The following is a 25,648-nucleotide window of genomic DNA, read 5'->3' on the forward strand; positions in this document are numbered from 1 at the left end:
AAAAGTAAAAAGATGAAACAAAGGAGGGGGAATATAATGAAGAAAAAATGGTTTTTATTCATAGTTTTGGTTATATGTTTTTTCTTAACAGCTTGCTCTAGTGATTCTACAAACGGAGAGGAAAAAAAAACGAAAGTAAAAGTGGGAGTTAGAAGCTCTGAACTTAAAACATGGGAATTCTTAAAGGAAGGGGCTGCAAAAGAAGGAATTGAATTAGAGATTGTTAATTTTACTTCTGCTTATGATCCGAACCAAGCACTTATTGAAGGAGAAATTGATATCAATGCATTTCAGCATGTAGCCTATTTAGATTATTATAATACCAAAAATGGAAGTAATATTGTTCCAATTGCGGCAACCATCATGGCACCCATTGGCCTATATTCAAGTAAATATGAATCGATTGAGGACATTCCAGATGGTTCGCAAATTGCTGTACCGAATGATGCCTCAAACTGGGGACGTGCTTTGTTATTGCTTCAAGAAGCGGATCTAATAACAGTAGTGGATGATTTTGATGGGAATGGTGGAGAAGACAAAATCATAGACAATCCAAAGAACCTTGAAATTGTCCCTGTAGATAGCTTCAATGCTCCAGTAGTAATGAAAGATACAGCAGGGGCAGTTATCAATAATGGGGTGGCAGTAGAAGCAGGACTTACATTAAAGGATGCTATTATTCATGAAAGTAAAACGGCAAAGCCTTACATTAATACAATCGCGACGAATAGCAAAGATAAGGATAATAAATTATTTAAGCAAATAGTTAAACTTTATCAATCAAATGAAACAGCTAAATTTATAGAAGAAACTTATAAAGGAAATTACATTCCAACCTTTATAAGTTTAGATGAGTTAGCTACTTATAAGGAAACGTATTCTAATAATAAATAAGGAGAATGGTTATGACTCAAAAGAGGCAAATAAAATTAGCACTTTATACCATTGGTTCTGGGATGCATGTCTCCTCCTGGCGTCACCCTCTTGCAAATCCAAAAGCTAGTATTGAAATAAAAGAGTTGCAAAAACTTTCCAAAATAGCAGAAAAGGCAAAATTCGATCTGGTATTTATGCCTGATAGTTTAGCGATTAATCATGAATCACATCCACAAATTCTTAACCGGTTTGATCCGATCGTATATATTACTGCGATTGCTTCGGTGACAGAAAAAATTGGCGTTGGCGCAACCTCCTCTACCACATACAGCGAACCATATGTTCTTGCTCGCCAATTTGCTTCTGTTGACCATATTAGCGAAGGACGTGTGGGATGGAATCTCGTAACAACATCTGATGCCACCGGAGAGACAGCCTTGAATTTTAGTCGAGAGAAGCATTGGGATCATGATCTTCGTTATGAAAGAGCAGAAGAATTCATCGATGTTGTTAAAGGATTATGGGATTCATGGGAAGATGATGCATTTATCTATAACAAAGAATCAGGACAATTCTATAATCCTAATAAAGTTCATGAGCAACATTATAAAGGGAAGTATTTCTCTGTAAAAGGTCCATTGAATATAGCTCGCTCAAAACAGGGCCAGCCAGTTATTATTCAAGCCGGTGCATCTATTCCAGGACAACGATTAGCTGCACGAACGGCTGAAGTGGTATTTACTCATTGGGATAATATTGAAGAATCGAAACGCTACTACAAAAAGTTAAAGTCTCAGTTAAGAGATTTTGGAAGAAATGAAGATGAGCTTCAGATCCTTCATGGAATTTCTCCCATTATCGGAGAAACGGAAGAAATTGCAGCACAAAAATATAACGAACTTTTGAGTCTGATAGATCCCTATGAAGGATTGAAATTTGTTTCTGGTTATATGGGGAATGTAGATTTCTCAAAGTATTCTTTAAATACACCTGCTAAAGAAGTAGTGTTTCCAGAAGTCAATAGCATCCAAAGTAATTTTAATGAAATGAAAGAAATCATTGTTAAAGAGGATTTAAAGGTAGGAGATTTATATACAAGGTTTTTTGGAGCAGCAAGAAAGGATGGATTTGTAGGAACACCTACTCAGGTAGCAGATGAGATTGAGAAATGGTTTGTTGAGAAAGCGGCAGACGGATTTATGATTCAATTTCCACTTCTGTCTAGGGATTTAGAGGATTTTGCTAAGCATGTTGTACCTATTTTGCAAGAGAGAGATTTATTCCGAGTTGAATATGAAGGGGAAACTCTTCGGGATCACCTAGGTTTGAAGAAACCAGAAAATCGTTTTATTCGTGAAAAAACAATTTAGAAAGTAAGGGTAAAACGAAATTTAGTTTCTAAGGAGGATGATTTATTATGAAGGAACGTATAGATGAAGAGAAAATTCGGTATATTTTATCAACCTTAAATCAAATGGAGTATGGCAGTGTGAACATAACGGTTCATGATGGAGACATAACGCAAGTCGATATTACACAAAAAAAACGTTTTCCCATTCAAAAAAAGGTTGCACCCAATGGTAACTAGCTGTCAGTAAAAAGCGATTACTACAATATTGTGAGCGTCGCTTTTTCAACCATCATTCTCTATATTTTCTATTTGTTATTTTTGTTGGATTCCTATGGGAAGAATCAAATCTAAAAAATATGAGGAGTGATATGAATGGGGGATATACTTAGAAGGGCTGTGGAAGAAAAACGTCAAAGATTAATAGACCAATTGGTTGCTTTTAAGGTTTTTAAGGAAGATGATAAACATCTTTTCGAGTTATCATTAACGGAGCTGGAAAATGAATTTAGGAAATTTCAATTAGATAGCCATCCTCATGGCGAATATAGCTCAATAAAATGGATTCACAAAAATTCCAAGTGTTAGCCCTAAAGTTCTTGCGGGAGGCACTTCTGAATTTACTTATTTTCCTTTGACCTGTTCCTCAGTGTAAGTATTAAATGTTTAATGGATCAAAATCTCCTCTTTGTAAAAAACAAAAAGGAGATTTTATTTTTCATCAAACTCTTAGTGCAATTAAAGAGCACCTAGTTTATGCCAAACGTTATCAAATTGCATCAAAATCTTTACAGGTTGTAAACGGACTTTTGGATTCATAGGAGGATTACACATTTATGCGTGATAAGGAAACTTTAGGAGTTTATGAGAATGGGAAAGAATTAATGAATATTGATGACCCTGATGAAGAAAACATTAAAAAAACAAATATTTGAGTACTAGCTTAAGTAGGGAATGTAAGTTGTAAGGAGGGATTATATGCTAAAACAAATCGTCATAGAGGAGCTAAAAGAGGAAGATAAAGAAACTGTTCGCCGTGTATTGGTAGAGAGTTATGAACAGTATGAACCAGATTATACAGATCCACAAGTCTGGAAAGATTATCGAGAAAGTATTGTAGCATCAATAGATAATCCCAATGTTGATAAGATATTGGTTGCAAAGAGTGGTCAGGAAGTTCTAGGATCATTACAGTTGTTTTTGTCATCAGAAGATGCTTATCAAAAACCTGAACTGCTGATTTTTTCACCGATTATTCGTTTACTAGGTGTTCATCCTGAGGCAAGAGGCCGAGGTGTTGCACAGGAATTGATTAGAGCCAGTGTCAGCTATGCAAAGATTAAAGGCGCAAGCCAATTGTATTTACATACGAGTGACAAAATGCCAAAAGCGATTAGATTATACGAGTGGTTTGGTTTTAAACGAGATCATACGAAGGAATTCCAAAATCATGATATTCAAGTGAAATGCTATCGGTTGGACTTATAATAGAAGAAAAACAGTAGTATCAAAGAAAAGAAGCATGACTATGAAAAAAGCAGAGTCATGCTCATTCTATATTATATTAGGAATACTTAGCGAACAAATTTTTCATCTTGTATCAGTGCTGATTGATGAATTCGATAGGCAGCCTCTATAATTTTCTGCACATCTATAAGTAAACGAATACGAATGCATCCGTTAACTTCAATCCTCAGTACCAATGGAATGAGATTGAGGAAGCCTATGGAAGTAATGGCTAAAAATTAGTAGGTAATCTCGTTAAAACGAATAAATACTCGAATAATCAAGAAATTGAAAAAATCATTCCTTGGGAAAAATAATGTTATAGGCATTATCTATATATTGGAATATTAAATAAATAATTAATAATTAATAGGCAATGAGGGAAACCCCTGACGAGCATGGAAAAAGAAGAGCCAAATTTTATCTTCGTTTTCATGTTTGTTGGGGGATACCCCTTTGTACCATTTATAATTCGTAAATTATCCTATCACAGAACTCTACACATGCGTAGTGCATATCACAACAATATTATAGTAATCAATTATTTCAAAGCTCAGTTTACCGACTGAGCTTTTTATGTGTTTAAATGAAACCATAAAATCATCAAGGAAATTGCTATCTAGAAGCTGTCGATGAATTCTACTAAACTTCGGTTAGGGCCAGGGCTTTATCTTAAGTCTCTATGCCTAATTTTTACTCATTTCGATATTTTTCGACATAACTTCGATAAATTTTATGGAATAATAGGAAAAAGTACTTAGAATAAAATTTTTAAATAATATTTTTAAAAAGTACATAATACGTCCAAGTGATTAAGTATGATGAACATATAAGTTTGTTCTTAGTTAATTAAAGAGAATTGATTGAAGAATTGTGGAATTTGCTTAAGGGATTATCATTACTAGAAAAAACACAAATCGTTAGAAGTTTTTCCGACACTTTAACATCTGAGGAAAAACAGGAAATAAAGAAAGATTTATTCCGGCACTTTAGAAGGAAGCCTATATTTTTGAGTAATCGCTATAAAGAAGATTTGGATGAAGTATTAGATTTCCTTTAATGATTTTAATAGTCCGTTGAATGATTTGAAGTGCTAGAGATTAACAAATTGTAGTAGGCGCTGTGAACAATTAGTATTATGAAGATGGAGGGAGCGGATTGCTCTCTCTTTTATAGTACTAGTTGTGTATCTATTATGTGAAACAAGAAATATCGGGGAGTGACAGTGAAGTCGCGAAAAAGGGGGAACACGTATATGATTCCAGCAAATATAGATCCGATTACTACTACAATTAGCGAAAATGGTGGAAAATCCATCTTCGATTGGTTCGATCAACATCAACAATCGTTTTATACACTTGGTTGGTGCTATCTCAGAAATCAGCAGCAAATGGAGGAACTTTTTTACCGGTCGATTTTAAAAATTCAAAAGGAATGGCCTCGATTTAAAAGTAACATACCGTTCGAAATATGGGTTACATCTATTTTTATACATATTTGCCGAGAGCTTTCAGGGGATGGAAGTTTGCAAGGTTTGGAGGAAAGTGAGTCACATCAAGGACTATTTACAGCACTTAATCCATTGCAACAGGACGAGAAAGAAGCGATGGTACTTACATATGTACAAGGATTTTCTAAAGAGGATGTGGCATATCTCCTCCAAGTTTCAGCGGAAAAGGTGAACGAGCTTTTGTCTTCTGGAATCCAGTCACTTAGAAATGGAATGTATTCTGAAACAAGCTTTCATGGTTGTATGGATTATCGCAAGGATTACCTAAATTATTTAGAAAGAGCTATGGAGCGATCGAAAAAGATTGATTTCGAAGTACATATTTATCATTGTCAACAATGTCAGGAGGATCTAGCTACCTTTCAAGATGCCCGGTTAACTATGTTAAATCTAACTGAAAGGGTTGAGTTACATATTCCAGATAGTTTCATGGAGAATGTCAAAGAAAGGCTACAAGAACAAGAAAAGCATAGAAAACAGAAGAGAAAGAAGCGGCAGCGAAAGGGGCTCACTTTGGCGAGTGTATGCGTGTTAGTGATGGGAATCGGCTTTTTTACAGGAGTGATTCCTTATCTCTATTATTTGTTAACAGAGGAAGATCCGCAATTGCGTACTTTTCTACAACAGGGGAATGGCCAAAGGCTGAACTTGGTAGCAGAAAGCGAAGGGGTGAAAGTGAAGATTAAGAGTGTCATTGCCGATGAGTTGCAGACGCTTGTTTTTTACGAAATAGAAGATAAAAATGCAGACAATCAATATATGTTAAATTTAGGTGATGGGGTTGATGTGGAAAATGATTATGAAATCATGCACTATGATACATTTCCAATTTACTATCCACCTGAACTAGAATCAGATATTAATAGAAAAGAGAAAAACATGTATCAAGGGAAGATGAGTCTACAACCGCTGAAGGGGGATAGCGGGACAATCAAACTTAAAATTACACATCTTAAGAAATTGATTCGTGATTCATCAAAGCAAAACACTTCTTGGGATTATATGAATATAGAAAATAAAAGTGGGGAATGGGACTTCGAGATACCTGTAACAAAACAGCCTTCCACCGAATATGCATTGAATAAGGAAATAGAAATAGAGGGAATTCCGGTTCGATTTGATAAACTAATCATGGCTCCAACAGCTACGCTTCTTCAGGTAAGTGTAAATAATGAACAGCCGGAAAAGCGGATAGAAAGTATTAATTTCAACGATCTAGAAGTGAACAATCAAAAAGTGAAAGCGAATATATATGGCAGCACTTTTATTTTTTCACAGAATAATATGAATTGGGATACTTTTCAAATAAGGTTTGACCCTCTATTAGGAGAAAAGCCAAAAGAAGTTAACATTCAGTTTAAATCTGTTTACCTAACATTGAATGAAAATCAAACAATCAAATTGGATGAAATTCAAGAATTTCCGCAAACTTTTAATTACGCTGGCAGTACAATCATTTTAGACAAGCAAGAAGATGAACAGTCTACCAACATTGTTATAAGCAATCGTGAAATGAAGAATCGAGCATATGAGGTACTTCATTTTGATATCGTTAGTGAGGATGAAAATCAATTTCTTTCTATGGAGATGGAAATTGAAGATGTGCTCGTTGATAAAAACGGGATGGAATACGATCTGAATCAATCCCCATATTCATATAATGAAATAGAGCAGCCTCGTTATTTCCATAATACCTATAATATTCGGCTTCATGATCACAATTTGACTTCTAAAAAGTTGGTTATGAACGGATATAGCAAAACGGAATACGTAGATGATATTGTGAAGTTTTCTTTGGAATAACAACTGTGAGGACTTTCAGCATGTATGATGGTACAAGTAAATCAATGTCGAATCCTAATTAATGAGGAGAACTACGCATAAAGAGATAAAATGTAAATAAAGTTTATATTAAAATAATGATTATTACCAATCAAAAAATCAGAGTTGCAGCTCTGATTTTTTTGTTGGCACAATTTTGTCTTTTTCAAGTGATTGATAAGACAATTAAACGGAAAGAAACAATAGCAAAGAATCACTGATATTTATGAAAAATAATCAAGAAAGACTTTGTGCATTGAGAGATTTTACGGAATTTACAGAAGGAAGGTATATTAAGAAAGTGATTGAATCACATAATTGAACGAAACGGGCGATTTGTAGTCGGCGCTGCATGATAACAGATGTTTACATATGTAATTGTTCGGGATAGAATGACTAGTGAACAAGTAGGTAAACTTGTCATTAAAAATTCGATTATTCTAAAATTTCAGAAAAAGTATTGACTGAATGTTTTCAAGGCTGTATTATCAATTTTAAAGAATTAAATATTGATTTTCTTCTTATCAAGAGAGGTGGAGGGACTGACCCTAAGAAACCTCGGCAACCAGCATTAATAATGCCCGGTGCCAATTTCAGAGGAAGTAAGACGATTCCGAAGATGAGAAGGTGGACGATTGTTTTATTTGTTTATTCACGCCCCCCTTCTATCTTTAATGTTAGAGGGGGGTTTTTGTATTCCATGAAAAAAAGAGGTGCTGTTACATCTCTTTCAAATTAAGATAGTGCGATCTAGCTAAAAGAACGAATCTGACATCGAAAATACAAATTATCATTGGCGGTGTCGTTCGTCTACAAGATTCAGGATACGCTGATTCGTTTGGAAAAACTTCAACTCAGACCTCAACTTACGATTGCTTGTGAAAGATAAAATTAAAAATTGTATGTTCAAATGGGAGGGTAAAGTTCAATGAAAAAATGGTTCGGATTATTGACAGCATTATTTTTACTAATAGGTGTCGCAGGGTGTTCAAGTAGTACGACCGCTAAAGATGAAAAGCCTAAAAAAATTGTCCTAGATTATGCATATTATTCCCCGATAAGCCTTGTTTTAAAGAAATTTGGCTGGGCTGAGGAAGCGTTTGAAAAAGACGGAATTAAAGTTGAATTTGTACTTAGCCAAGGCAGCAACAAAGCTCTTGAATTTTTAAATAGCAGTAGTGTCGATTTTGGCTCAACGGCTGGGGCTGCAGCTTTAATAGCTAAATCCAAAGGTGCACCAATTGAGTCTGTTTATATTTTTTCCAAGCCTGAATGGACAGCACTTGTAACGAAGAAAGATTCTTCGATTCAATCGGTCAAAGATTTAAAGGGAAAAAAAATTGCAGCAACGATTGGCACTGATCCTTACATCTTCCTGCTACGAGCGCTTGATGAAGCAGGTTTGGCTCCAACCGATGTGGAAATTGTGAACCTTCAGCATGCTGATGGAGGAACTGCATTAACAACTGGCCAAGTTGATGCATGGGCTGGCCTTGATCCGCATATGGCTAAATTGGAATTGGAAGCTGATACAAGAATCTTTTATCGGAATCCTGAATTCAACACTTATGGGACGCTAAATGTAAGAAGCGATTTTGCTAAGAAATATCCTGCAGAAGTTGAAAAGGTCATTGAAGTTTATGAAAAAGCGAGAAAATGGGTACTTGAAAACCCAGAAGAAGCGGCAGAAATCTTAGCAAGTGAAGCGCAAATCAGTTCTAATGTAGCCAATAAGCAAATGGAACGGAATGATTTTTCAAGTCCAATTCCTGGAGATGTGCAAAAAGAGGCATTGATTTCAGCTGGTAGCATTTTGCAAAAGGGTGACATCATCCAAAAAAGTGCAAATGCAGATTCCTTAGTAGATGAATTGATTCATGATGAATTTGCAAAAGCAGTGATTAAATAACAAGTGACTGTTTAAACAGCCACTATTGAAAGGGAGACTATGAATGAGTGGGAAAACGAACGCTGTCTCATCCCGACTTCCGGTAAAAACAAAAAAGGGGTTCCAATTAAATCAAACGGTAAAGACCGTAGCTTTAGGCAGTATAATACCTGTTTTGCTCATAATCATTTGGGAGTATTTAAGTAACATTGGCGTTTTTCCTCAGCATCTTCTGCCTGCGCCAACATCTATTTTTTATATGATTCTCAATATGGCAGGTGAAGGAACATTGTGGAGCCATATGGGGATTACTCTTTATAGACTTTTCCTTGGTTTTATTATTGGGGTGGCAGCTGCACTTATTTTAGGAGCAGCTGTGGGCTATATGAAAATAGTTGAAAGTTTATTTGATCCACTAATCCAAGCCTTTCGATCAATCCCTTCTCTAGCTTGGGTTCCTTTATTCATTTTGTGGATGGGGATTGGCGAGTCATCGAAGGTTGTCTTGATCGCAGTCGGTGTTTTCTTTCCGGTTTATCTCAATATTGTGTCTGGGATCCAGGGAGTGGATCGCAAATTAATTGAAATAGGTAAAATCTATAATTTTAATTCGTTTCAGCTTATCCGAAAAATCATTCTGCCAGCATCCTTGCCATCATTTCTAGTTGGAATTCGCAGTGGACTTGGTCTTGGGTGGATGTTTGTAGTAGCAGCAGAATTAATGGGAGCAAGCAAAGGAATTGGCTATTTACTAGTATATGGACAAAATATTTACTCACCAGATTTAATTATTTCAAGTATCGTCCTGTTCGCTATTTTAGGAAAAATAACGGATGCTTTATTAAAAAATTTAGAGTCAAAGTCGCTACATTGGCGGGATACAATAGAGAAAAAAGCATAAAGGATGGTAGCTATGTTAGCAATTGAGAATGTTTCGAGAACGTTTTCTAATGGAGAAACAGGCTTTAAAAATATTAGTCTATCGATTCAAAAGGGAGAAATTATTGGAATTCTTGGAACAAGTGGCTGCGGAAAAAGCACCCTACTCCGCGTGCTTTCCGGATTGGATGTAGGTTTTAAGGGAAGTGTTTTGATTGATGGGGAAGCTGTTAGTTCAGTTCATGAAAAAATCGGCATGATTTTTCAAGAGCCACGTCTTCTCCCATGGTTAAAAGTAATTGAGAATATCTCCTTTGGTTTAACGAATGACTTAAATAAGCATGAAAAGGCGAGTAAGTATCTTGAATCTGTTGGGCTAAAAGGTTTTGAAAACCATTATCCTAAAGATTTATCCGGGGGAATGGCGCAAAGAGTAGCGATAGCAAGAGCTTTAGTTACTGCACCAGAAATTCTCTTATTAGATGAACCCTTTAGTGCTCTAGACGCTTTTACGAAGATGCAACTTCAAGATTTATTGTTCTCGATTTGGAAGCAATATGAATCGACAATCTTACTTGTAACCCATGATATTGACGAAGCTCTTTACCTTTGTGATCGTATCGTTATTCTTCGAGGTCAGCCTGGGATGATTTACTCAGAAATAGTGATTGATCAGCCAAAGCCCCGCGCTAGAGGAGATGCATACCTTGGCCAGCTAAAAGATAAAATCATTCATTTACTTGACTTGTCTACGAGCTTATAATGGAGATTCACTCTACAATTCTCTGTCGAGTAGACAAAAAAATATAGTAAGTTGTAGCCTTTTCCCAGTAAACATCTAGGAGAAGGCTATTATTTTTTGTCTGTTTATCATTATATATCCTAATACAATCAAGCAACATAATAAAAAAATAGGCTGTTTTCGCATAGTTTGTAGCCTTTTCTAAATAATGAAACGTTCCTTTCCGCTGCAGGCACTTGCTTTCCACGGGGAGGAAGTCGAGCCTCCTCGCCGCTTTGCGTCTGTGGGGTCTCGACCTTTCCTCTATTTCCCGCAGGAGTCAAGTGCCTTCCGCTACAATCCACTCAGTGCATTCAAAATTGTTAAAAGCAACAATCTTTTAGAAAACAGCCAAAAAATATTAGGAGAATGAATAATAGTAAGGAAAGTATGAAGATAATCTTAGCTAGGGGGCATTTAAAATAATTGAACTCATCAGCCTCATTTCTAGTAAATCATATTATTGTGTAAAAAGTTTGCTATTTTATGTTATTAATAGCAAGTTGAATCAATTGGGATTGAAAATGGTAAAAAATATAATATTCATAGTGTAAAATAGTTAAATATCTTTGTAACGAAATTAAATTCCAGGAGTTATATAAGTGAAAGGGGTGAGAAGAGAAGTTGGACTTTGAGGAAATCTATCAAGAATATTTTAAAGAAGTTTATTTGTTTATCAAGTCATTAAGTCACGATGAGAGTATAGCCGAAGAAATTACGCAAGAAGCATTTTTTAAGGCGTTAAAAGCAATTAAAAAATTCGATGGTACTAAAGATATTCGAGCGTGGCTTTTTACAATTGCAAAAAATACATATTTCTCTCACTACAAAAGAAATAAACGTCAAATAGATTCAGATGTAGTAGAAGAATCAGGTATGGGAGTGCAAATTGTAAATCATTTGATGAATGAAGAAGATGCCTTCGCAGTTCATCAGTTTCTTCACTCGATGAATGATCCATATAAGGAAGTCTTTTCACTACGTACTTTTGGCGAATTACCGTTTGAGAAAATAGGGCTTCTTTTTGGAAAAAGTGCAGGATGGGCAAGGGTGACCTATTACAGAGCGAGGAAACAAATTATTGATTATATGGAGGAGAATTATGAAAGAGATTAAATGCACAATTATTCAAGATGTTTTACCTCTTTATATTGATGAGGTAGTTAGTCAAGATACAAAAGAAATGGTAGACCAGCATTTACAGCATTGTGAAAAATGCCAAAAGGAATATGAAACAATGAATCGTAAACTGTATATTCCAGCAGAAAATAAAGCCCCTATTATTCAAAAGATTAATAAAAAATGGCGTAAGAAAAAAGTAATAATTTCATTTGCCTCCATTTTTGCTACGGCTATCATTTTATTAGGAGCGTATGTATGTATTTTTTATTATGAGAGGGTTATTCCATACTCGAAAAATTTAATTAAAATTGAAATGCAAAATGATAATCAATTGGTTTCTCATTATTACGGTAAAAGTTATGCTAGTGTTAGCGAGACCCATCCTATGCCACTTGAAATTGACGGAGAGAAAAAGAATGTGAGTTTTATCACTTATAAAGAAACAATCGCTGATTCCCCTTCAAGAAACCTAATTAATAACGAGAAGAATCTTAAAGAACAGGATTATATCTGGAAATTTTCTGAAAGTGAAAAAATTGATGCTGTTTATTATGTAGATTATGATGTAGAAAAGATCGCTGCTGGAAAAGATTCTTGGGATTCAATTTTAAAACGTGCTGTATTAATTTGGGAGAAATAACAATTATCATTTTTTTTCAACAAACGGTAGCTTTAATTCAAGAACAGACTGTCAATAGGCAGTCTATTTTATGTTTTTAAGAATTAATAGTATATTTCTCTGAAGCTGGTGTGACTGAATTTACTGCAGAATCAGGTAAGATGACGTTAAAAGAATTAGTGAATATTTTAAAAGGCATTTTTGTAGAAAATGAAGTTGTCGGATTAACGATTGCAGAGTATTACCATGGGATTTTATAAATTTTAAAAATATATTATCTGAGTTAGATATTTTTGAATAATAGATAAAAAGTGGGTCTGTTTTTAGCAGATCCATTTTATCTTTTTGTTTTTGAAACAAGTTTTCTTCTTGTCTTAAATTTACATAAGGACAAACACCCATTCAAGACGCGATAGCAACTCAGAAGCAAATATTGTAAAGATTAGCAAAGGATGTACTTTGAAAAGTTCAGTAGTTTTTCTGTTAATTGCCAATATTTTTTTGTGAATAGCCATCATCTCCTTAGAATATATGCGAAATGCTAGATTTGGTGTGTATAATACATGTAGGAATATTTGTAAATATGATTTGCGTTAGAGGTGAGCATATGACAACTAAAGAATTGAGTAAAATTGTTATTGTAGATGATGAAATTTTAATAAGGCAAGGTATAAAACATTACCTTAATTGGGAGCAAGAAGGTTTTCAAATTGTGGGAGAAGCTTCAAATGGAAAGGAGGCACTTGAAATAATTGAACGAACTCATCCAGAAATTGTTATAACCGATATTGTAATGCCGATTATCGATGGAGAAGAATTAACAAGAATCGTTAAATCAAAATATCCAAATATCGAGATCATTATACTAAGTAGTTTTGGGGAATTTGACTACGTTCGTTCTACCTTTCAAAGTGGAGTTGTTGATTATATATTAAAGCCTAAGCTTGATGCAAATACGCTGCTAGAAGTGCTAAATAAGGCAGTAAGTAGAATTCCAACTTCTGAGACAAATGAGACAAAACAGCAGGAGCAAACGGCTATAAATCATGTAATTGAAAAGTTAATTTCTGGTTTTGAAGTGGATTATGATGCAAAGCAATTATCAAGAGTGTTTCCCTATGACAGCTTCTATTTATTAGGTGTAGTTTTTAGTCAGAATACTCCTAGAGGAGACCTCATTCAAATTCAAGATAGTATCACGCAACAATACCAATCTTATTTAGCTCAAGCAGCATATCATACGATTACCATTGAAAAAAATGAAATCGTATTAATTATGAACATAAATAAAGATAAGTCCCAGAAGGTTATTGATTTCGCAGAAAGAGTTGCGGGAATCCATACAAATTCGGGTTTTGTTCTAAGTGAACAATTCTCTGATTTATCACAGATAGGGAAAATATATAATGAAAAGGTATCAAAATTGATACAATATCGATTTTACTTTCCAAACATCCCTCTTTTAAGGGAACAGGATTTACAACGAGAAATACCAAATATTGAAGCTTTTAAAATGGAGTGGTTCACAAACGAATGGAAGCATAGTCGCTTTCAGGAAGCTTGCAGCTATTTACAAGAATATGTATCTGAATTTTCTAAATGTTACACGATGGATGTATTCGAATTTAAATCATTCTTTGAAAATATCATCTTTCGCATTACTGTTATTCTAAATAATATGGAATACGATGTAGCCGATATAGGAAGTTCCAAGTATGAGTATTTAAGATCCATTAATGAGGCTAATTCATCCAGTGAGACAGTAGAGCAATTAAATAAATTTATTGAACACGTGAACAAATGCTTATATTCGGAGAAAAATCAACCTAGTAATTTAAAAATGAAGAAGCTCCTGCAATATATTGAAGACCATTATGCAGATCCACTCAGCCTTACAGATGTAGCAGAGCATTTTCATTTTAATCCTTCCTATTTGTCTAACTATTTTTCTACAAATAATAAAGAAGGGTTTGTTGAGTATTTGAATAAGGTTCGAATTGAAAAGGCTTCACAGCACCTACTTAAGGATTCAGCCTCCATTTCAGAAATTAGTGGAATCGTAGGTTATTCAGATCATAGCTATTTCTGTAAAGTATTTAAAAAGATAAATGGAATGTCGCCTAGTAAGTTTAGAAGAAAACATACTAAAGGATAAAAGATGGGGGATAAATGAGAATACTAACAAACCGAATTAGACATAATAGTTTATTTTTTAAAATGTTTCTTATTACGATACTTATCATAGTTACAATCTCTTCTCTAATAACCTGGACTACATTTCGCATGTCAGAGAAGTTCTTTATTGATCGGTTTAGTTTTAACAATAGCAAGATGATAGATCAGATAAAGGAAAGTGTAGGTACGTTTCAATACTCGATTGTTATCGCTTCAAATAATCTATTAAACAACAGTACAATTAAGAGTTTTCTTACAGGTAAGCACTCAAACGTACAGTTGGGCTCATATTATTATCAAGTAAAAAAACAGATGAACAATATAAAAACAAGTGTAGAAGCTTATGATGTAGGTATTTTGGTCTATGGGATTAATGGGATTAGTTTTGCAACAGAAAGATCTTCATGGGCTGTATCTGATGAAGAACTACAGAATCACTCTATTACTAAAAAAACACTCAAACAACCTAATAAACTGTTATTTCATCTAGAACAACCAGGAAATCAAACAAAGGGAGAGAACGTTATTATTGCTACAAAGGCGTTTATGGAACCAACTTCAAAATATATTTATGGAACGATGTACTTTACAATTCGCGAAAAGGAGTTTCGAAAGTTTTATAGTAGCTATACAAGCTTAGGTAACGATGTGTTAGTGATGGATCCGTCTGGTACTGTTTTATCAAGTAATCGTGATGAGTATATTGGAAATAAAGAAGAGGAACTAAAGGATTATGCGATCCAATTAGGGGAGCAACAAAAAGATTATATGGATGCAGATTTTAAGGGGAAGGACCATCTTATCATGATTGAATATCTCCCTACCTTTGATTTGTATTTAGTCAATTTAATTGATAAGAAAGCTGCTTTTGGAAATATCATTGATAAAAAGTCAATCGTACTTATTTGTATACTATTCATTTTTCTAGCGATTATCATTGTGTTTTTTGCTTCTAGAAAGGTAACGAATTCATTGTCAAATCTAGTAAAACAAATTGAAAATACTCCAAAAAATGATTTTGATCATTATATATCTGTAAAAGGTACATACGAAACGAGACAAATCGGCCAAGCTTTTAACTCAATGCTTGATGAGCTTCATGAGTATGTTGATGAGCTTGTACTTATCCAAAACCAGAAACGTAATGCGGAATTAGCGGCATTGCAACAGCAAATCAATCCACATTTCTTATATAATACGTTAACTTCAATCAAATTCATGGTGCAACAAGGTGGAAAGGAAGAAGCAACGGACACAATTAATGCGTTTATCTCCTTATTACAAAATACAATTGGCAATATTAGTGAAACAATAACTGTTAGGCAAGAAATTAACAATTTAAAAAGCTATGTCTTAATTAATCAGAAACGCTATGGTGAACGAATTAGAGTGAATTATTTCATCGATCCAAATTGTTTTAATAGCCAAATTCCCAAATTAATTTTACAACCTTTTATTGAAAACGCCTTTTTTCATGGTTTCAATAAAAAAAGTGGCGGTACGATTAATGTCCTCATTTGGGAGGAAGAAGCAACCCTTGTATGCGAAGTATTGGATAATGGTGATGGCATGGAAGTATCAGTAAATAATAAACTCCCAGATACGAAGCGTAAACAGGAGATGTTTAGTGGGATTGGTGTCAGAAACGTCCATGAGCGTATTCAACTAATTTATGGTGAGGCCTATGGTGTTTCAATTTCAAGTGAAATTGGTAAAGGAACAAAAGTTCGCATTTCACTTCCAGTACAAAAAAACTAAAAAAAGTCTTAGAACCTAAAAAAAGTACAAACGGAAAAAATAGCTATATAATCAATTTCTAAAAATATCACAAAATTACAAAAATATCGTCCTAACTTGTCCTCTCTAAGAGATGATAACATTGTAATTGTAAGGTAGATAGCGCTTACAAATTAAATAGACTCTTAGGGGGATACAGATGAAGAAACTATTAGTATTACTAATGATGAGTATGCTTTTGCTTGCTGCATGTTCTTCTGGGGCTTCAAATAGTAATGAATCAGAAGAAGGCTCAGATTCAAATCAAATTACAATTTGGGCATGGGATCCAAAATTTAATATCAAAGCAATAGAATTGGCAAAAGAAGCTTATGCTTCTGAGAATCCTGACCTTAAAATTAATGTTATTGAAAATGGTCAAAGAGACATAGTTCAAAAACTAAATACGAGTTTAAGTTCTGGTACTAGCAAGGGATTACCAAATATCGTGTTAATTGAAGATTATCGTGCAAAAAGTTTCCTAGAAGCATATCCAGATATGTTCCAACCACTAACGGGATCTTTTAAAACAGAAGATTTTGTTCCATATAAAGTGGAAGCAACAAGTGTAAATGGCGAAAACTACGGGCTACCATTTGATACAGGAGTAACTGGATTATATGTTAGAACAGATTATTTAGCAGAAGCTGGGTTTACAATTGAAGATTTACAAAACATTGACTGGAAAGAATATATTGAAATTGGCAAGAAAGTAAAAGAAGCAACTGGTAAAAGATTGCTTACTCTCGACCCAAATGAATTAGGATTTCTTCGGACAATGATTCAGTCAGCAGGTAAGTGGTATGTGAAGGAAGATGGTACTACGCCTGATTTAGCAAATAATGAAGCTGTTAAGCGATCATTTGAAATTTATAAGGAACTTGTTGACAATGATTTAATGAATTTCCATTCAGACTGGAATCAGTTCTTGGCTACATTTAATGGTGGAGAAGTTGCTACAGTATCCACTGGTAATTGGATTACTCCTTCAATAAAAGCGGAGGCTTCACAATCAGGCAAATGGGCAGTAGTGCCACATCCTAGTCTTCCAGGTATGGAATCCGTAAATGCTTCAAACTTGGGTGGTGCGTCATGGTACGTACTAAATGTTCCAGGCAAAGAGAAAGCAGTTGATTTCCTTACAAAGACTTTTGGTTCGAATGTAGATTTATATCAAAAATTAGTTACTGATATCGGTGTAATTGTTACTTATATCCCAGCAACTAAAGGAGAGGCCTATAAGACAGGGGATGAGTTCTTCGGTGGTCAGGCCATTATCTCAGATTTTTCAAAATGGGCTGAAGAAATTCCACAAGTAAACTATGGGATGCACACATATGCGATTGAGGATATTTTAATTGTTGCAATGCAGAATTACCTTGGTGGTCAAGACCTTGATAAAGTATTAAAAGATGCACAACAACAAGCGGAAATGCAAATTAAATAATTTGTCTTGAATTGAACATCGTATATATTTTTTAAGCAAAAAATATATAAGAGATAACGCCTCGGAACTCGCCTGCTTTTCCATTACGATACAACGAAGAGATTACAAGTGTTAGGTGAGCTCTTCCGAGGCTATTCTTTTATAGATAAGTTGGGAGTTGAAAAAATTGATACCAGCAACAATGAAGCAGAACATACAGGTGAAACCAAGAAAATATCATAACAAATTTCGATTTAAAAATGGATTAATTGGCTGGGCCTTTATTTCAATAGCAACGGTCATGATCTGTATATTTTATTTCTACCCAATGGTCCAAGCACTCATTCTTTCTTTTCAATCAGGTGCGGGAACAAATCTACAATTCGTCGGTTTGGATAATTACCTACGATTATTTACAGATCCGACATTTATAGCTGCATTGAAAAACACAGTAATCTACCTCATCATCCAAGTACCAATCATGATCATTCTGGCATTGCTTATATCTGTTTTATTAAATAATAAGAAATTGAAACTAAAAGGATTCTTCCGAACGGCAATATTTTTACCGTGTATTACATCACTTGTAGCATATTCCGTAGTATTCAAATATTTATTTGCTACAGACGGAATCATTAATAAAATGCTAATCAATGTTTCACTCATATCAGAGCCGATACAATGGCTAACGGATCCTTTTTGGGCAAAAGTAACCATTATTATTGCAATAACATGGCGTTGGACAGGCTACAATATGATTTTCTATTTATCTGCTCTGCAAAACGTGGATCACTCCATTTATGAAGCAGCTAAAATTGATGGGGCAAATGCATTTCAACAATTCTTTAAAATTACGATTCCAATGTTAAAGCCAATCATCCTATTTACTTCTATTACATCAACCATCGGTACTCTTCAATTGTTTGATGAAGTTATGAATATAACAAAGGGTGGTCCAGGAACTGCAACGTTAACCATTTCTCAGTATATCTATAATCTATCATTTAAATATACTCCTGATTTTGGCTATGCAGCGACTGTCTCATATGCAGTTGTTATCATGATCGTTTTCTTTTCTATCCTTCAGTTTAAAGCAGCAGGTGATAAAAATGCATAAAATTAAACGAATGTTCATTTATATGATTCTATCAATCTTTGCGATCATCTCTATCTTTCCATTTATTTGGATGATTGTTAGTACAACGAATAAATCTGTCGATGTTACAAAAGGGAGATTATTACCAGGAACTCATTTGGTAGAGAACCTCCAGAACCTTTTTAGTACGGTAGACCTTGTCCCTGCTTTAATAAACTCAGCAATCATATCCATTGCAACGACCATTTTATCTTTAATCATTGCATCTCTTGCTGGTTATGGCTTTGAAATATATAGAAGTAAGACAAAGGATGTTGTATTTAATATTTTACTTCTGTCGATGATGATTCCTTTTGCTGCACTCATGATACCGCTATTTCGAATGTTTGGGACAATCTCGCAAATTGCACCTGGGATTGGTATTGATACTTTAATATCTGCAATGTTACCAAGCGTTACAACTGCTTTTCTAATCTTTTTCTTTCGACAAAATACAAAGATGTTTCCAAGAGCGCTACTTGAAGCTGGAAGAATAGATGGATTAACAGAGCTTGGTGTTTTCTTCCGTATTTATGTACCTACGATGAAAACTACGTATGCAGCAGCTGCCATTATTACATTCATGGCAAGTTGGAATAATTATTTGTGGCCACTCGTTGTTCTACAGTCTCCTGAAAACCATACGATTCCATTGCTCATATCTAATCTTGGGTCAAGTAATTCACCTGACTTTGGGATTATTATGACAACCATTGTGATCGCAACTTTACCAACAGCACTGATCTTCTTCTTGCTTCAAAGACATTTTGTAGCAGGTATGATGGGATCAGTAAAATAAATAACCAACGTTTAATTTAGTTTCTAAAGAATATTTTTTCATAAGAAAACTGCACCCTACTTGTTAGTTGTGTCTAACAAGTAGGGTGCAGTTCAAATCTCTACGCCTTAATAGGCTTCCTTATTCTAAAAAGGCTACTACCAAGTTCATTTAACGCAATCGCTGCTAATATAATAGCCGTGCCCAACCACTGAAGCGGCATTACCGCTTCTGACAAAATAATGCTGGCGGATAGGATGGCGATCGGTAATTCAATGGATGTTAATATATTGGCGATTCCACCTGAAACCAATGGTGCTCCCACTGCGAAAAATAGTGGGGGAAGGACTGCGCCAAATAGCGAAACACCAACGGCAGTCGTTAATAAGTTTGTCTCCAATGGCAGCACAGTAGAAATGTCACGCATGAATAGGACAAGTACTAAGATGGTTGATCCAGTTGCCATTAAAGAAGTTCGAATCAATGGGTCTACATTTACAGCGACTTTTCCACTGAAAAAAATAAATCCTGCATAAGTGAATGCTGATAGAATACCAAATAGGAAACCTTTAAACGGTAGTCCTTTTATGTCGCCATTTAATATATTGGAAGCAAAAACGACCCCGATCAAAATTAAAATGATGGACAATACGGTTGCAGGAGCAGGTTTTATTTTGCTGAAAATCCATTCTAAAATAATTCCTATCCAAACGAATTGAAACATTAAAATGATGGCTAATGAGGCTGGCAGATATTGCATCGCACCATAATAAAAAATACTTGTTAATCCGATCAAACAACCGGTTATCATAATTTGAGGAAGATTTCTCTTATTTAGCCCTTTAAAGCTGGGACGTTTAATTAGAGTGAAAGACCATAATAATAATGAGGAAATCATCATTTGAACGATATTAATTTGGCCAAGTGAGTAGCCGTAGCTAAACCCCAATTTAGCAAATATCGGTGTAAAACCAAAACATCCAGCACCTAATAATACAAATAAAATACCTTTATTTAATTTCATTATGAAACCTCCCTGAAGCTAAAAAACTACCGAACTATTATATCAGAAAAATGACTACCTTGGGTAAATACTTTGTTTCTGTATTTAAACGAGTAGCGGGTGTACAGATTGGTGAAACAGAATAAAGATAAAAAATACAAAAAGCGAATTCCTTTTATCAAGGAATTCGCTTTTTAGATTATATTAAAGTAATTTTTTTCTGTGGAAAATTGGCGGGGCTTTACAAGATCAGCGCAGCATCCCACTTTCATTAGGTTATACAATTCTAAAACTTGGACTTTTTCCATCGTAGGGCTTTAGAGTAGCAGCTCATAAGTGTTTTCTATGTATATAGGTAGCGAGAGGTTTTTTCTTATAAAATTTTGTAAGGTGAAAATAAAGTTCCCTTAAAGGATGAAATAAATGAAGTTGTTTGAAATGGATGTAAAATTTTTAAATGAAGGTATAAAAAATTTGAATATATATATAGGTATGGTTATGTGTTAAGTGGGGGAACTTACAGCTAATTTTGTACATAACTCCCATAATTGTTTCATAATATGATCGTTATGAGCATACGTGGGATAGAAACGAGAACCAAGTACTATTTTTAGTTGTTTGAAAAAACCGGGATATTCACTTGAGGTCACTTGCATGATTTCAAGTTTATCGTTTATGAGTTTTCCTGTTGTATTTTGAAATAGATCGGAAGTGCATATTTCAAAATAATTATTTGCCATATAAGAAGTTGGTGGAAAAAATAAATTTTGCACCCATGCGATGGGGCGCCACCAAGGTTTGACTTTTTTTATCGTTCGCTTTGACATTTTTGCACCATTAATTTGTAAGGCGTTTACTTTGATTCCTTCATTTTGATATTCTTCAGCCATTTTAAATGTGAGCATTAATAAGGCCATTTTAGATTGACAGTACATTTTATATACACTATGGGATCTTCTATCTTTGAATTCGCCTTGAAGGTTATCAAAACTGATTTTTGCTTTCAAATCAAAGAAATGCTTAATTATATTGCTACCTGCATGAAGGATTCTAGGATCATCAGAATTTTTTAGATGATCCAATAACAAGTTGGTCATCAAAAAAGGACCGAATACATTTGTAGCAAATGTTAGTTCAATATGATCAGGACTAAGTTGATATTTTTCACCATGGTTAATATAAGCAGCATTATGAATTAAAATGTCCACTTTATCAAATCTGTTTTTGTATTCCGCGCAAAATGTACGAATTGAGTTAAATGAAGACATGTCAACTTTCATTAAATGGACGTTATTATTTTTAGTAGCTTCAATGATTTCTTTTTGGGCTGTTCTACTAATCTCGATATTGCGACAAGCCATGATAACCATGTATCCTTCTTTTGCAAATTTAATTGCGGCGGATTTACCGATCCCAGAATTAGCACCTGTAATAATAACTTTTCGTTCTAGCATATGAATCTAACCCCCTTACGTTTGTCACTCAAATGAACCGTTCTTTCGTAAACGAGCAGCAGTAATTACATCCGCGGCTGCACTGTCCAAAATCTCGATCATTCTCTCTTCATTAAAATCGTTTGGAAATAATTGATTCGCTACCATAACAGAAAGACCAGTTTGGAATGTTTGCATTTTGAATAATATCATTTTCATTTCTTCATTTGAAAAGCCAGACAATGTAGGATCCTTTTTCATTTGTTCAATAACAATAGCATTGTTAATGTTGTTATATTTCATATGGGGATTATTTTTCATAATCAAATCTCTATAAAGTACACTATATTCCTTTGCAAACCTAAGGCTTGTGATACCTATATCCCTAAAAGGTTGCCCCGTATTCTGGTCCATTAACATCTGTTTTGAAACCTCAAACGCCTTTTTCACAACTTCCTGTATCAACTCATCAACATTATTAAAATTTACGTAAATCGGTGCAATGGAACTACCTAGTTTCTTAGCTACCCTCCTAATCGTAATCGAATCCAATCCTTCGAACTTTGCGATCTCAAATGCTGCGACAATAATATCTTGTTTAGAATACTTTTGCTTTGGGGCCATGAGAAAACTCCTTCAGTGAATTAGATATCTCTTGATATAAATCATATGATTTACAACTATTTATAGGTTCTTTTTCGCTTTTTAGAACTAAATCTTGATATTCCTGTGAAAACCTGTGGATGAAGATGTGAATAAAAAGGAAGAAAAAGAGGATGGAAACAGTCATTCCATCCTCTTTAAACGAGACTTGATGGGTTCAGATACTGCCCCCCTCGTCAGATAGATTTAGAGAACAATATCTTCGTTTCATACATAATTGGCGTTATCGAACAGCCCAAATCGTAGCCTTAACTTTTGCTTCGCCATTAGAAGTAGTGGTATTATTCCATTCCACTGTATGACCAACCACAGGATAAGCACTTAGAATTCCCATTTCATCGTCCCCGTCTACACCGTCGGAATCATATACTTCTACGTTAATCTGGCTATTCGCAGGAATGTTGACATAACGATCATTATAGTACTCGCTGTACTGATTGCCGAATGTCGCATCCATCGTGCCCCAGGCCACATTATAGGCCGTATTTGTTGGAACATCGTTTTTCTTCCACAAGCGATCATCGGATACTCCGTTTCCGTTTACGCGTATTTTTACGAAAATATCGCTTTTGCCGCCAAATGGATCGCGGTTTTTAAGACTTGTCACACTATTTACTTGTATCCGGTGAGAATAATAAGGATGATTTATATATGTGTGGGAAAAATTTCCGAGTCCATTTAGATGTGTATCCACCATATGGGCTGGATCACTCAAGAAATCTCCGGCGAATGTGGCATTGTCATCCAGATCATCCCAAACCCAAGGCATAGCAGCTGAATCCTGCTGATATGTGTCACCATCAAGTTTACCCCAACTGCCAAATGTTTGTCCGTTGCCGATATCATTTCTACGCTTCCAAAATTCATCAAAGGATACAAGGTCATAACTGTATTTGTTAGTGTAGTTACCAGAAGCGTTTGTGACAACATCTGCACGATTACCGTAATAATAAACGATCCCATCTCCTCCTGGTGCACCTGTTCCGTCATAGGCATAATTGCCGTGACCGCCAATAGGGCTTTGGCCGTTCGACTGAATAAATACTTTTGGGTGGGTACCGTTGAATAGTGCACCTCCGTCAATGTTGTCAGCACCAGTTGTAATCGATGGATCATTCGTATATTGATAAAATTGATTATGTGCCACTGTTTCCATTAATTGAAATGTCCCGTACGGTGTACCGTCTTTGCGGATGATAACTAAAACACCTTCTAAATCATTCTCATGCTTATCAAATACCGTTGGACCGTCATCACGAGCATGGTAATCATAATAGCCAATGAAATAATGGCTCGAAGTTTCTACGACTGAATAATAGATATAGGACTTCATGGGGTACTTATTTAGATTTTCCCAATTGTTATTACCTACCCAATCCCCATCATAGTCAAAGTTCGTCACAAAGTCAGCACTGTATCCATAAGTATCGTTCACATCCTGATAAAACTCTGGTGCCCAATATTCGGCAATCTCTAGCGTTGAAGCCGCTTGTGCCTTATGCGGGTTAAATGCGCCAAAAGAACTGAAAAGTAACATCCCTGCCAGTACTGTGCCAATCATTTTCTTAAACAAGAATATCCCTCCAATATTAAATAGTGATGTCAGACAGCTATTATTTAGGATATTGGATAAATATAAACGTAGTATAAACTCTATATTAAGATTTAGAAAAGTTGTATTATTCAGATTTTTCATTTCTCATATGGTGAAAATGATAGAGTAACCTTTTAGTGGAGGCCTGATTGATCGTGCAAATAAAGTATAATCTTACCTATGAATAATCTTCTAATTTTGCTTAGTATAAGTGTTAAGTCAATAAATAGATAGTATACTTGGCTCCTTGTTCAATTCTGCATCTCTAATATTTGAATGACGACATACGCACAAGAACATTGTGTTCAAATACCTAAAGAGAGATCCATTATGTCTGTTCGAATTATCGGGAGGCAAGCATCGGTATGAATTTCCGCTTATAATAGGAGGGAGAAAGGCTTGAAATTGTATGTCAAAGTCGATAGTTTTAACAAAAAATTCCTTCCGTATTTTGTAAGAACTTACGAGTAGCTCACTGAGACAACATAAATTTGATTGGAATATATTTTAAAGGGGAATAAAAATATGGCGAAAAAGCTTCGATACATACAAGTCAAAGAAGAGATTGAAAGAAGTATCAAAAACAAGGAGCTATTACCTGGACAAAAGCTAAATTCGGAACCGATGCTTGCAAAAAAGTTTAATGTCAGCAGATCCACATTACGAGAAGCTATAAAGATGTTACAAAAGGAAGGCTTACTCATCAGTAAAAACGGCGTAGGTACATATGTGAACAATAAACTTAACCATATAGAAAATCCTTTAAATAAATTACAAAGTACTGGCCAGATGATTCGAAATGTTGGGTATGAGGCAGGAGAAACCGATATAAAAATCTATCAAATGAATCCAGAAGAAGAATGGAAAATAAAATTGCGCTTAGAAGAGACGGAACAAGTCACGATACTAGAGCGGACGAGAACGGCAGATGGAAATAAAGTAGCTTTTTATTATAATATTTTTCCACAGAATATGATTGGTGATCTCTTCAATGATGGATTTTCAGGAGCCATATTTGATGTTTTAGAAAAAGAGGCTAACGTTAAAATAACTTCTGCTATAACGGAAATTTACGCAGTAGACCCCTCTATAGAAATGGATCAAAAGGCAATTGAACTTTTGGGAAATAAAATTATCTTATTAAAACAACTTCACTTCGATGATGCCAATCAGCCGATATTCTATTCATTAGATTATATAAATACGAGCATATTTAAATTAACAATTAAACGAGATTAATGTTAGAGATTGTTTCATAGGAGGTGTCTGAAAAATCACTTTTTGGACACCTCCTTTTCCATTTTGTAAAAGTTTA

Annotated in this window: 22 protein-coding genes and 1 riboswitch; of the genes, 18 read left to right on the forward strand and 4 right to left on the reverse strand. The window is 34.8% G+C overall.

Features of this window, described 5'->3' with window-relative positions; all coding sequences use genetic code 11:
- The first annotated feature begins 36 nt into the window (after window positions 1-36).
- The 17 genes from V179_RS0101740 to V179_RS0101830 all read left to right on the forward strand — a co-directional run bounded on the left by V179_RS0101740 (window position 37) and on the right by V179_RS0101830 (window position 19,661).
- Entirely contained in the window at window positions 37-894 is an 858-nt protein-coding gene (locus V179_RS0101740; protein ID WP_028389997.1) for a MetQ/NlpA family ABC transporter substrate-binding protein, read from the forward strand.
- An 11-nt stretch (window positions 895-905) separates the two neighbouring features.
- Window positions 906-2,246: an LLM class flavin-dependent oxidoreductase gene (locus V179_RS0101745; RefSeq protein WP_028389998.1), complete on the forward strand. Its 1,341-nt coding sequence runs from the start codon at window positions 906-908 to the stop codon at window positions 2,244-2,246.
- Window positions 2,247-2,293: 47 nt separating this feature from the next.
- Complete coding sequence (locus tag V179_RS29510) at window positions 2,294-2,464, forward strand: YezD family protein (protein WP_182502265.1); 171 nt, start codon at window positions 2,294-2,296, stop codon at window positions 2,462-2,464.
- 135 nt (window positions 2,465-2,599) lie between these two features.
- Window positions 2,600-2,812, forward strand: coding sequence for a Fur-regulated basic protein FbpA (locus V179_RS0101755; protein WP_028389999.1), 213 nt, complete (start codon window positions 2,600-2,602; stop codon window positions 2,810-2,812).
- 390 nt (window positions 2,813-3,202) lie between these two features.
- The gene (locus V179_RS0101765) at window positions 3,203-3,712 is read left to right on the forward strand and encodes a GNAT family N-acetyltransferase (protein ID WP_028390000.1); all 510 of its coding nucleotides are present in this window, start codon (window positions 3,203-3,205) and stop codon (window positions 3,710-3,712) included.
- Window positions 3,713-4,985: 1,273 nt separating this feature from the next.
- Complete coding sequence (locus V179_RS0101770; protein ID WP_034300210.1) at window positions 4,986-7,043, forward strand: DUF4179 domain-containing protein; 2,058 nt, start codon at window positions 4,986-4,988, stop codon at window positions 7,041-7,043.
- 536 nt (window positions 7,044-7,579) lie between these two features.
- A riboswitch (SAM riboswitch) is annotated at window positions 7,580-7,687 on the forward strand.
- Between the two features lie 302 nt (window positions 7,688-7,989).
- On the forward strand, window positions 7,990-8,970 hold the full coding sequence (locus V179_RS0101775; RefSeq protein ID WP_028390002.1) for an aliphatic sulfonate ABC transporter substrate-binding protein: 981 nt from the start codon (window positions 7,990-7,992) through the stop codon (window positions 8,968-8,970).
- Between the two features lie 43 nt (window positions 8,971-9,013).
- The gene (locus tag V179_RS0101780) at window positions 9,014-9,850 is read left to right on the forward strand and encodes an ABC transporter permease (RefSeq protein WP_028390003.1); all 837 of its coding nucleotides are present in this window, start codon (window positions 9,014-9,016) and stop codon (window positions 9,848-9,850) included.
- A 12-nt stretch (window positions 9,851-9,862) separates the two neighbouring features.
- Window positions 9,863-10,591, forward strand: a complete 729-nt coding sequence (locus V179_RS0101785; RefSeq protein ID WP_028390004.1) for an ABC transporter ATP-binding protein — start codon at window positions 9,863-9,865, stop codon at window positions 10,589-10,591.
- 642 nt (window positions 10,592-11,233) lie between these two features.
- Window positions 11,234-11,725, forward strand: coding sequence for an RNA polymerase sigma factor (locus tag V179_RS0101795; protein WP_028390006.1), 492 nt, complete (start codon window positions 11,234-11,236; stop codon window positions 11,723-11,725).
- Entirely contained in the window at window positions 11,712-12,371 is a 660-nt protein-coding gene (locus V179_RS0101800) for a zf-HC2 domain-containing protein (RefSeq protein WP_028390007.1), read from the forward strand. The genes V179_RS0101795 and V179_RS0101800 overlap by 14 nt, the downstream gene beginning before the upstream one ends.
- A 110-nt stretch (window positions 12,372-12,481) precedes the next feature.
- A complete protein-coding gene (locus V179_RS31925) occupies window positions 12,482-12,610 on the forward strand; it encodes a hypothetical protein (RefSeq protein ID WP_268745165.1) in 129 nt (42 codons plus the stop codon).
- A gap of 347 nt (window positions 12,611-12,957) precedes the next feature.
- Entirely contained in the window at window positions 12,958-14,505 is a 1,548-nt protein-coding gene (locus tag V179_RS0101810) for a response regulator transcription factor (RefSeq protein ID WP_028390008.1), read from the forward strand.
- Between the two features lie 128 nt (window positions 14,506-14,633).
- On the forward strand, window positions 14,634-16,283 hold the full coding sequence (locus V179_RS0101815; RefSeq protein WP_235178921.1) for a cache domain-containing sensor histidine kinase: 1,650 nt from the start codon (window positions 14,634-14,636) through the stop codon (window positions 16,281-16,283).
- 178 nt (window positions 16,284-16,461) lie between these two features.
- The gene (locus tag V179_RS0101820; protein WP_028390010.1) at window positions 16,462-17,748 is read left to right on the forward strand and encodes an ABC transporter substrate-binding protein; all 1,287 of its coding nucleotides are present in this window, start codon (window positions 16,462-16,464) and stop codon (window positions 17,746-17,748) included.
- A 181-nt stretch (window positions 17,749-17,929) separates the two neighbouring features.
- The gene (locus V179_RS0101825) at window positions 17,930-18,844 is read left to right on the forward strand and encodes a carbohydrate ABC transporter permease (RefSeq protein ID WP_152534689.1); all 915 of its coding nucleotides are present in this window, start codon (window positions 17,930-17,932) and stop codon (window positions 18,842-18,844) included.
- The gene (locus V179_RS0101830) at window positions 18,837-19,661 is read left to right on the forward strand and encodes a carbohydrate ABC transporter permease (protein WP_028390012.1); all 825 of its coding nucleotides are present in this window, start codon (window positions 18,837-18,839) and stop codon (window positions 19,659-19,661) included. The genes V179_RS0101825 and V179_RS0101830 overlap by 8 nt, the downstream gene beginning before the upstream one ends.
- Before the next feature lie 100 nt (window positions 19,662-19,761).
- Here V179_RS0101830 and V179_RS0101835 read toward each other — a convergent pair whose 3' ends face one another.
- From V179_RS0101835 to V179_RS29000, 4 genes are all read right to left on the reverse strand, one after another.
- The gene (locus V179_RS0101835; protein WP_028390013.1) at window positions 19,762-20,664 is read right to left on the reverse strand and encodes an EamA family transporter; all 903 of its coding nucleotides are present in this window, start codon (window positions 20,662-20,664) and stop codon (window positions 19,762-19,764) included.
- Between the two features lie 482 nt (window positions 20,665-21,146).
- Window positions 21,147-22,097, reverse strand: coding sequence for an SDR family NAD(P)-dependent oxidoreductase (locus tag V179_RS0101845; RefSeq protein ID WP_028390014.1), 951 nt, complete (start codon window positions 22,095-22,097; stop codon window positions 21,147-21,149).
- Between the two features lie 24 nt (window positions 22,098-22,121).
- Entirely contained in the window at window positions 22,122-22,700 is a 579-nt protein-coding gene (locus V179_RS0101850) for a TetR/AcrR family transcriptional regulator (protein ID WP_028390015.1), read from the reverse strand.
- Window positions 22,701-22,962: 262 nt separating this feature from the next.
- Window positions 22,963-24,312: a C2 domain-containing protein gene (locus V179_RS29000; RefSeq protein WP_051404788.1), complete on the reverse strand. Its 1,350-nt coding sequence runs from the start codon at window positions 24,310-24,312 to the stop codon at window positions 22,963-22,965.
- A 546-nt stretch (window positions 24,313-24,858) separates the two neighbouring features.
- Here V179_RS29000 and V179_RS0101860 point away from each other — a divergent pair.
- On the forward strand, window positions 24,859-25,572 hold the full coding sequence (locus V179_RS0101860) for a GntR family transcriptional regulator (protein WP_051404789.1): 714 nt from the start codon (window positions 24,859-24,861) through the stop codon (window positions 25,570-25,572).
- Window positions 25,573-25,648: the final 76 nt, after the last annotated feature.

The sequence above is a fragment of the Bacillus cihuensis genome, from assembly GCF_000504145.1.
In the GTDB taxonomy this organism is placed as follows: Bacteria; Bacillota; Bacilli; order Bacillales; family DSM-1321; genus Peribacillus; species Peribacillus huizhouensis.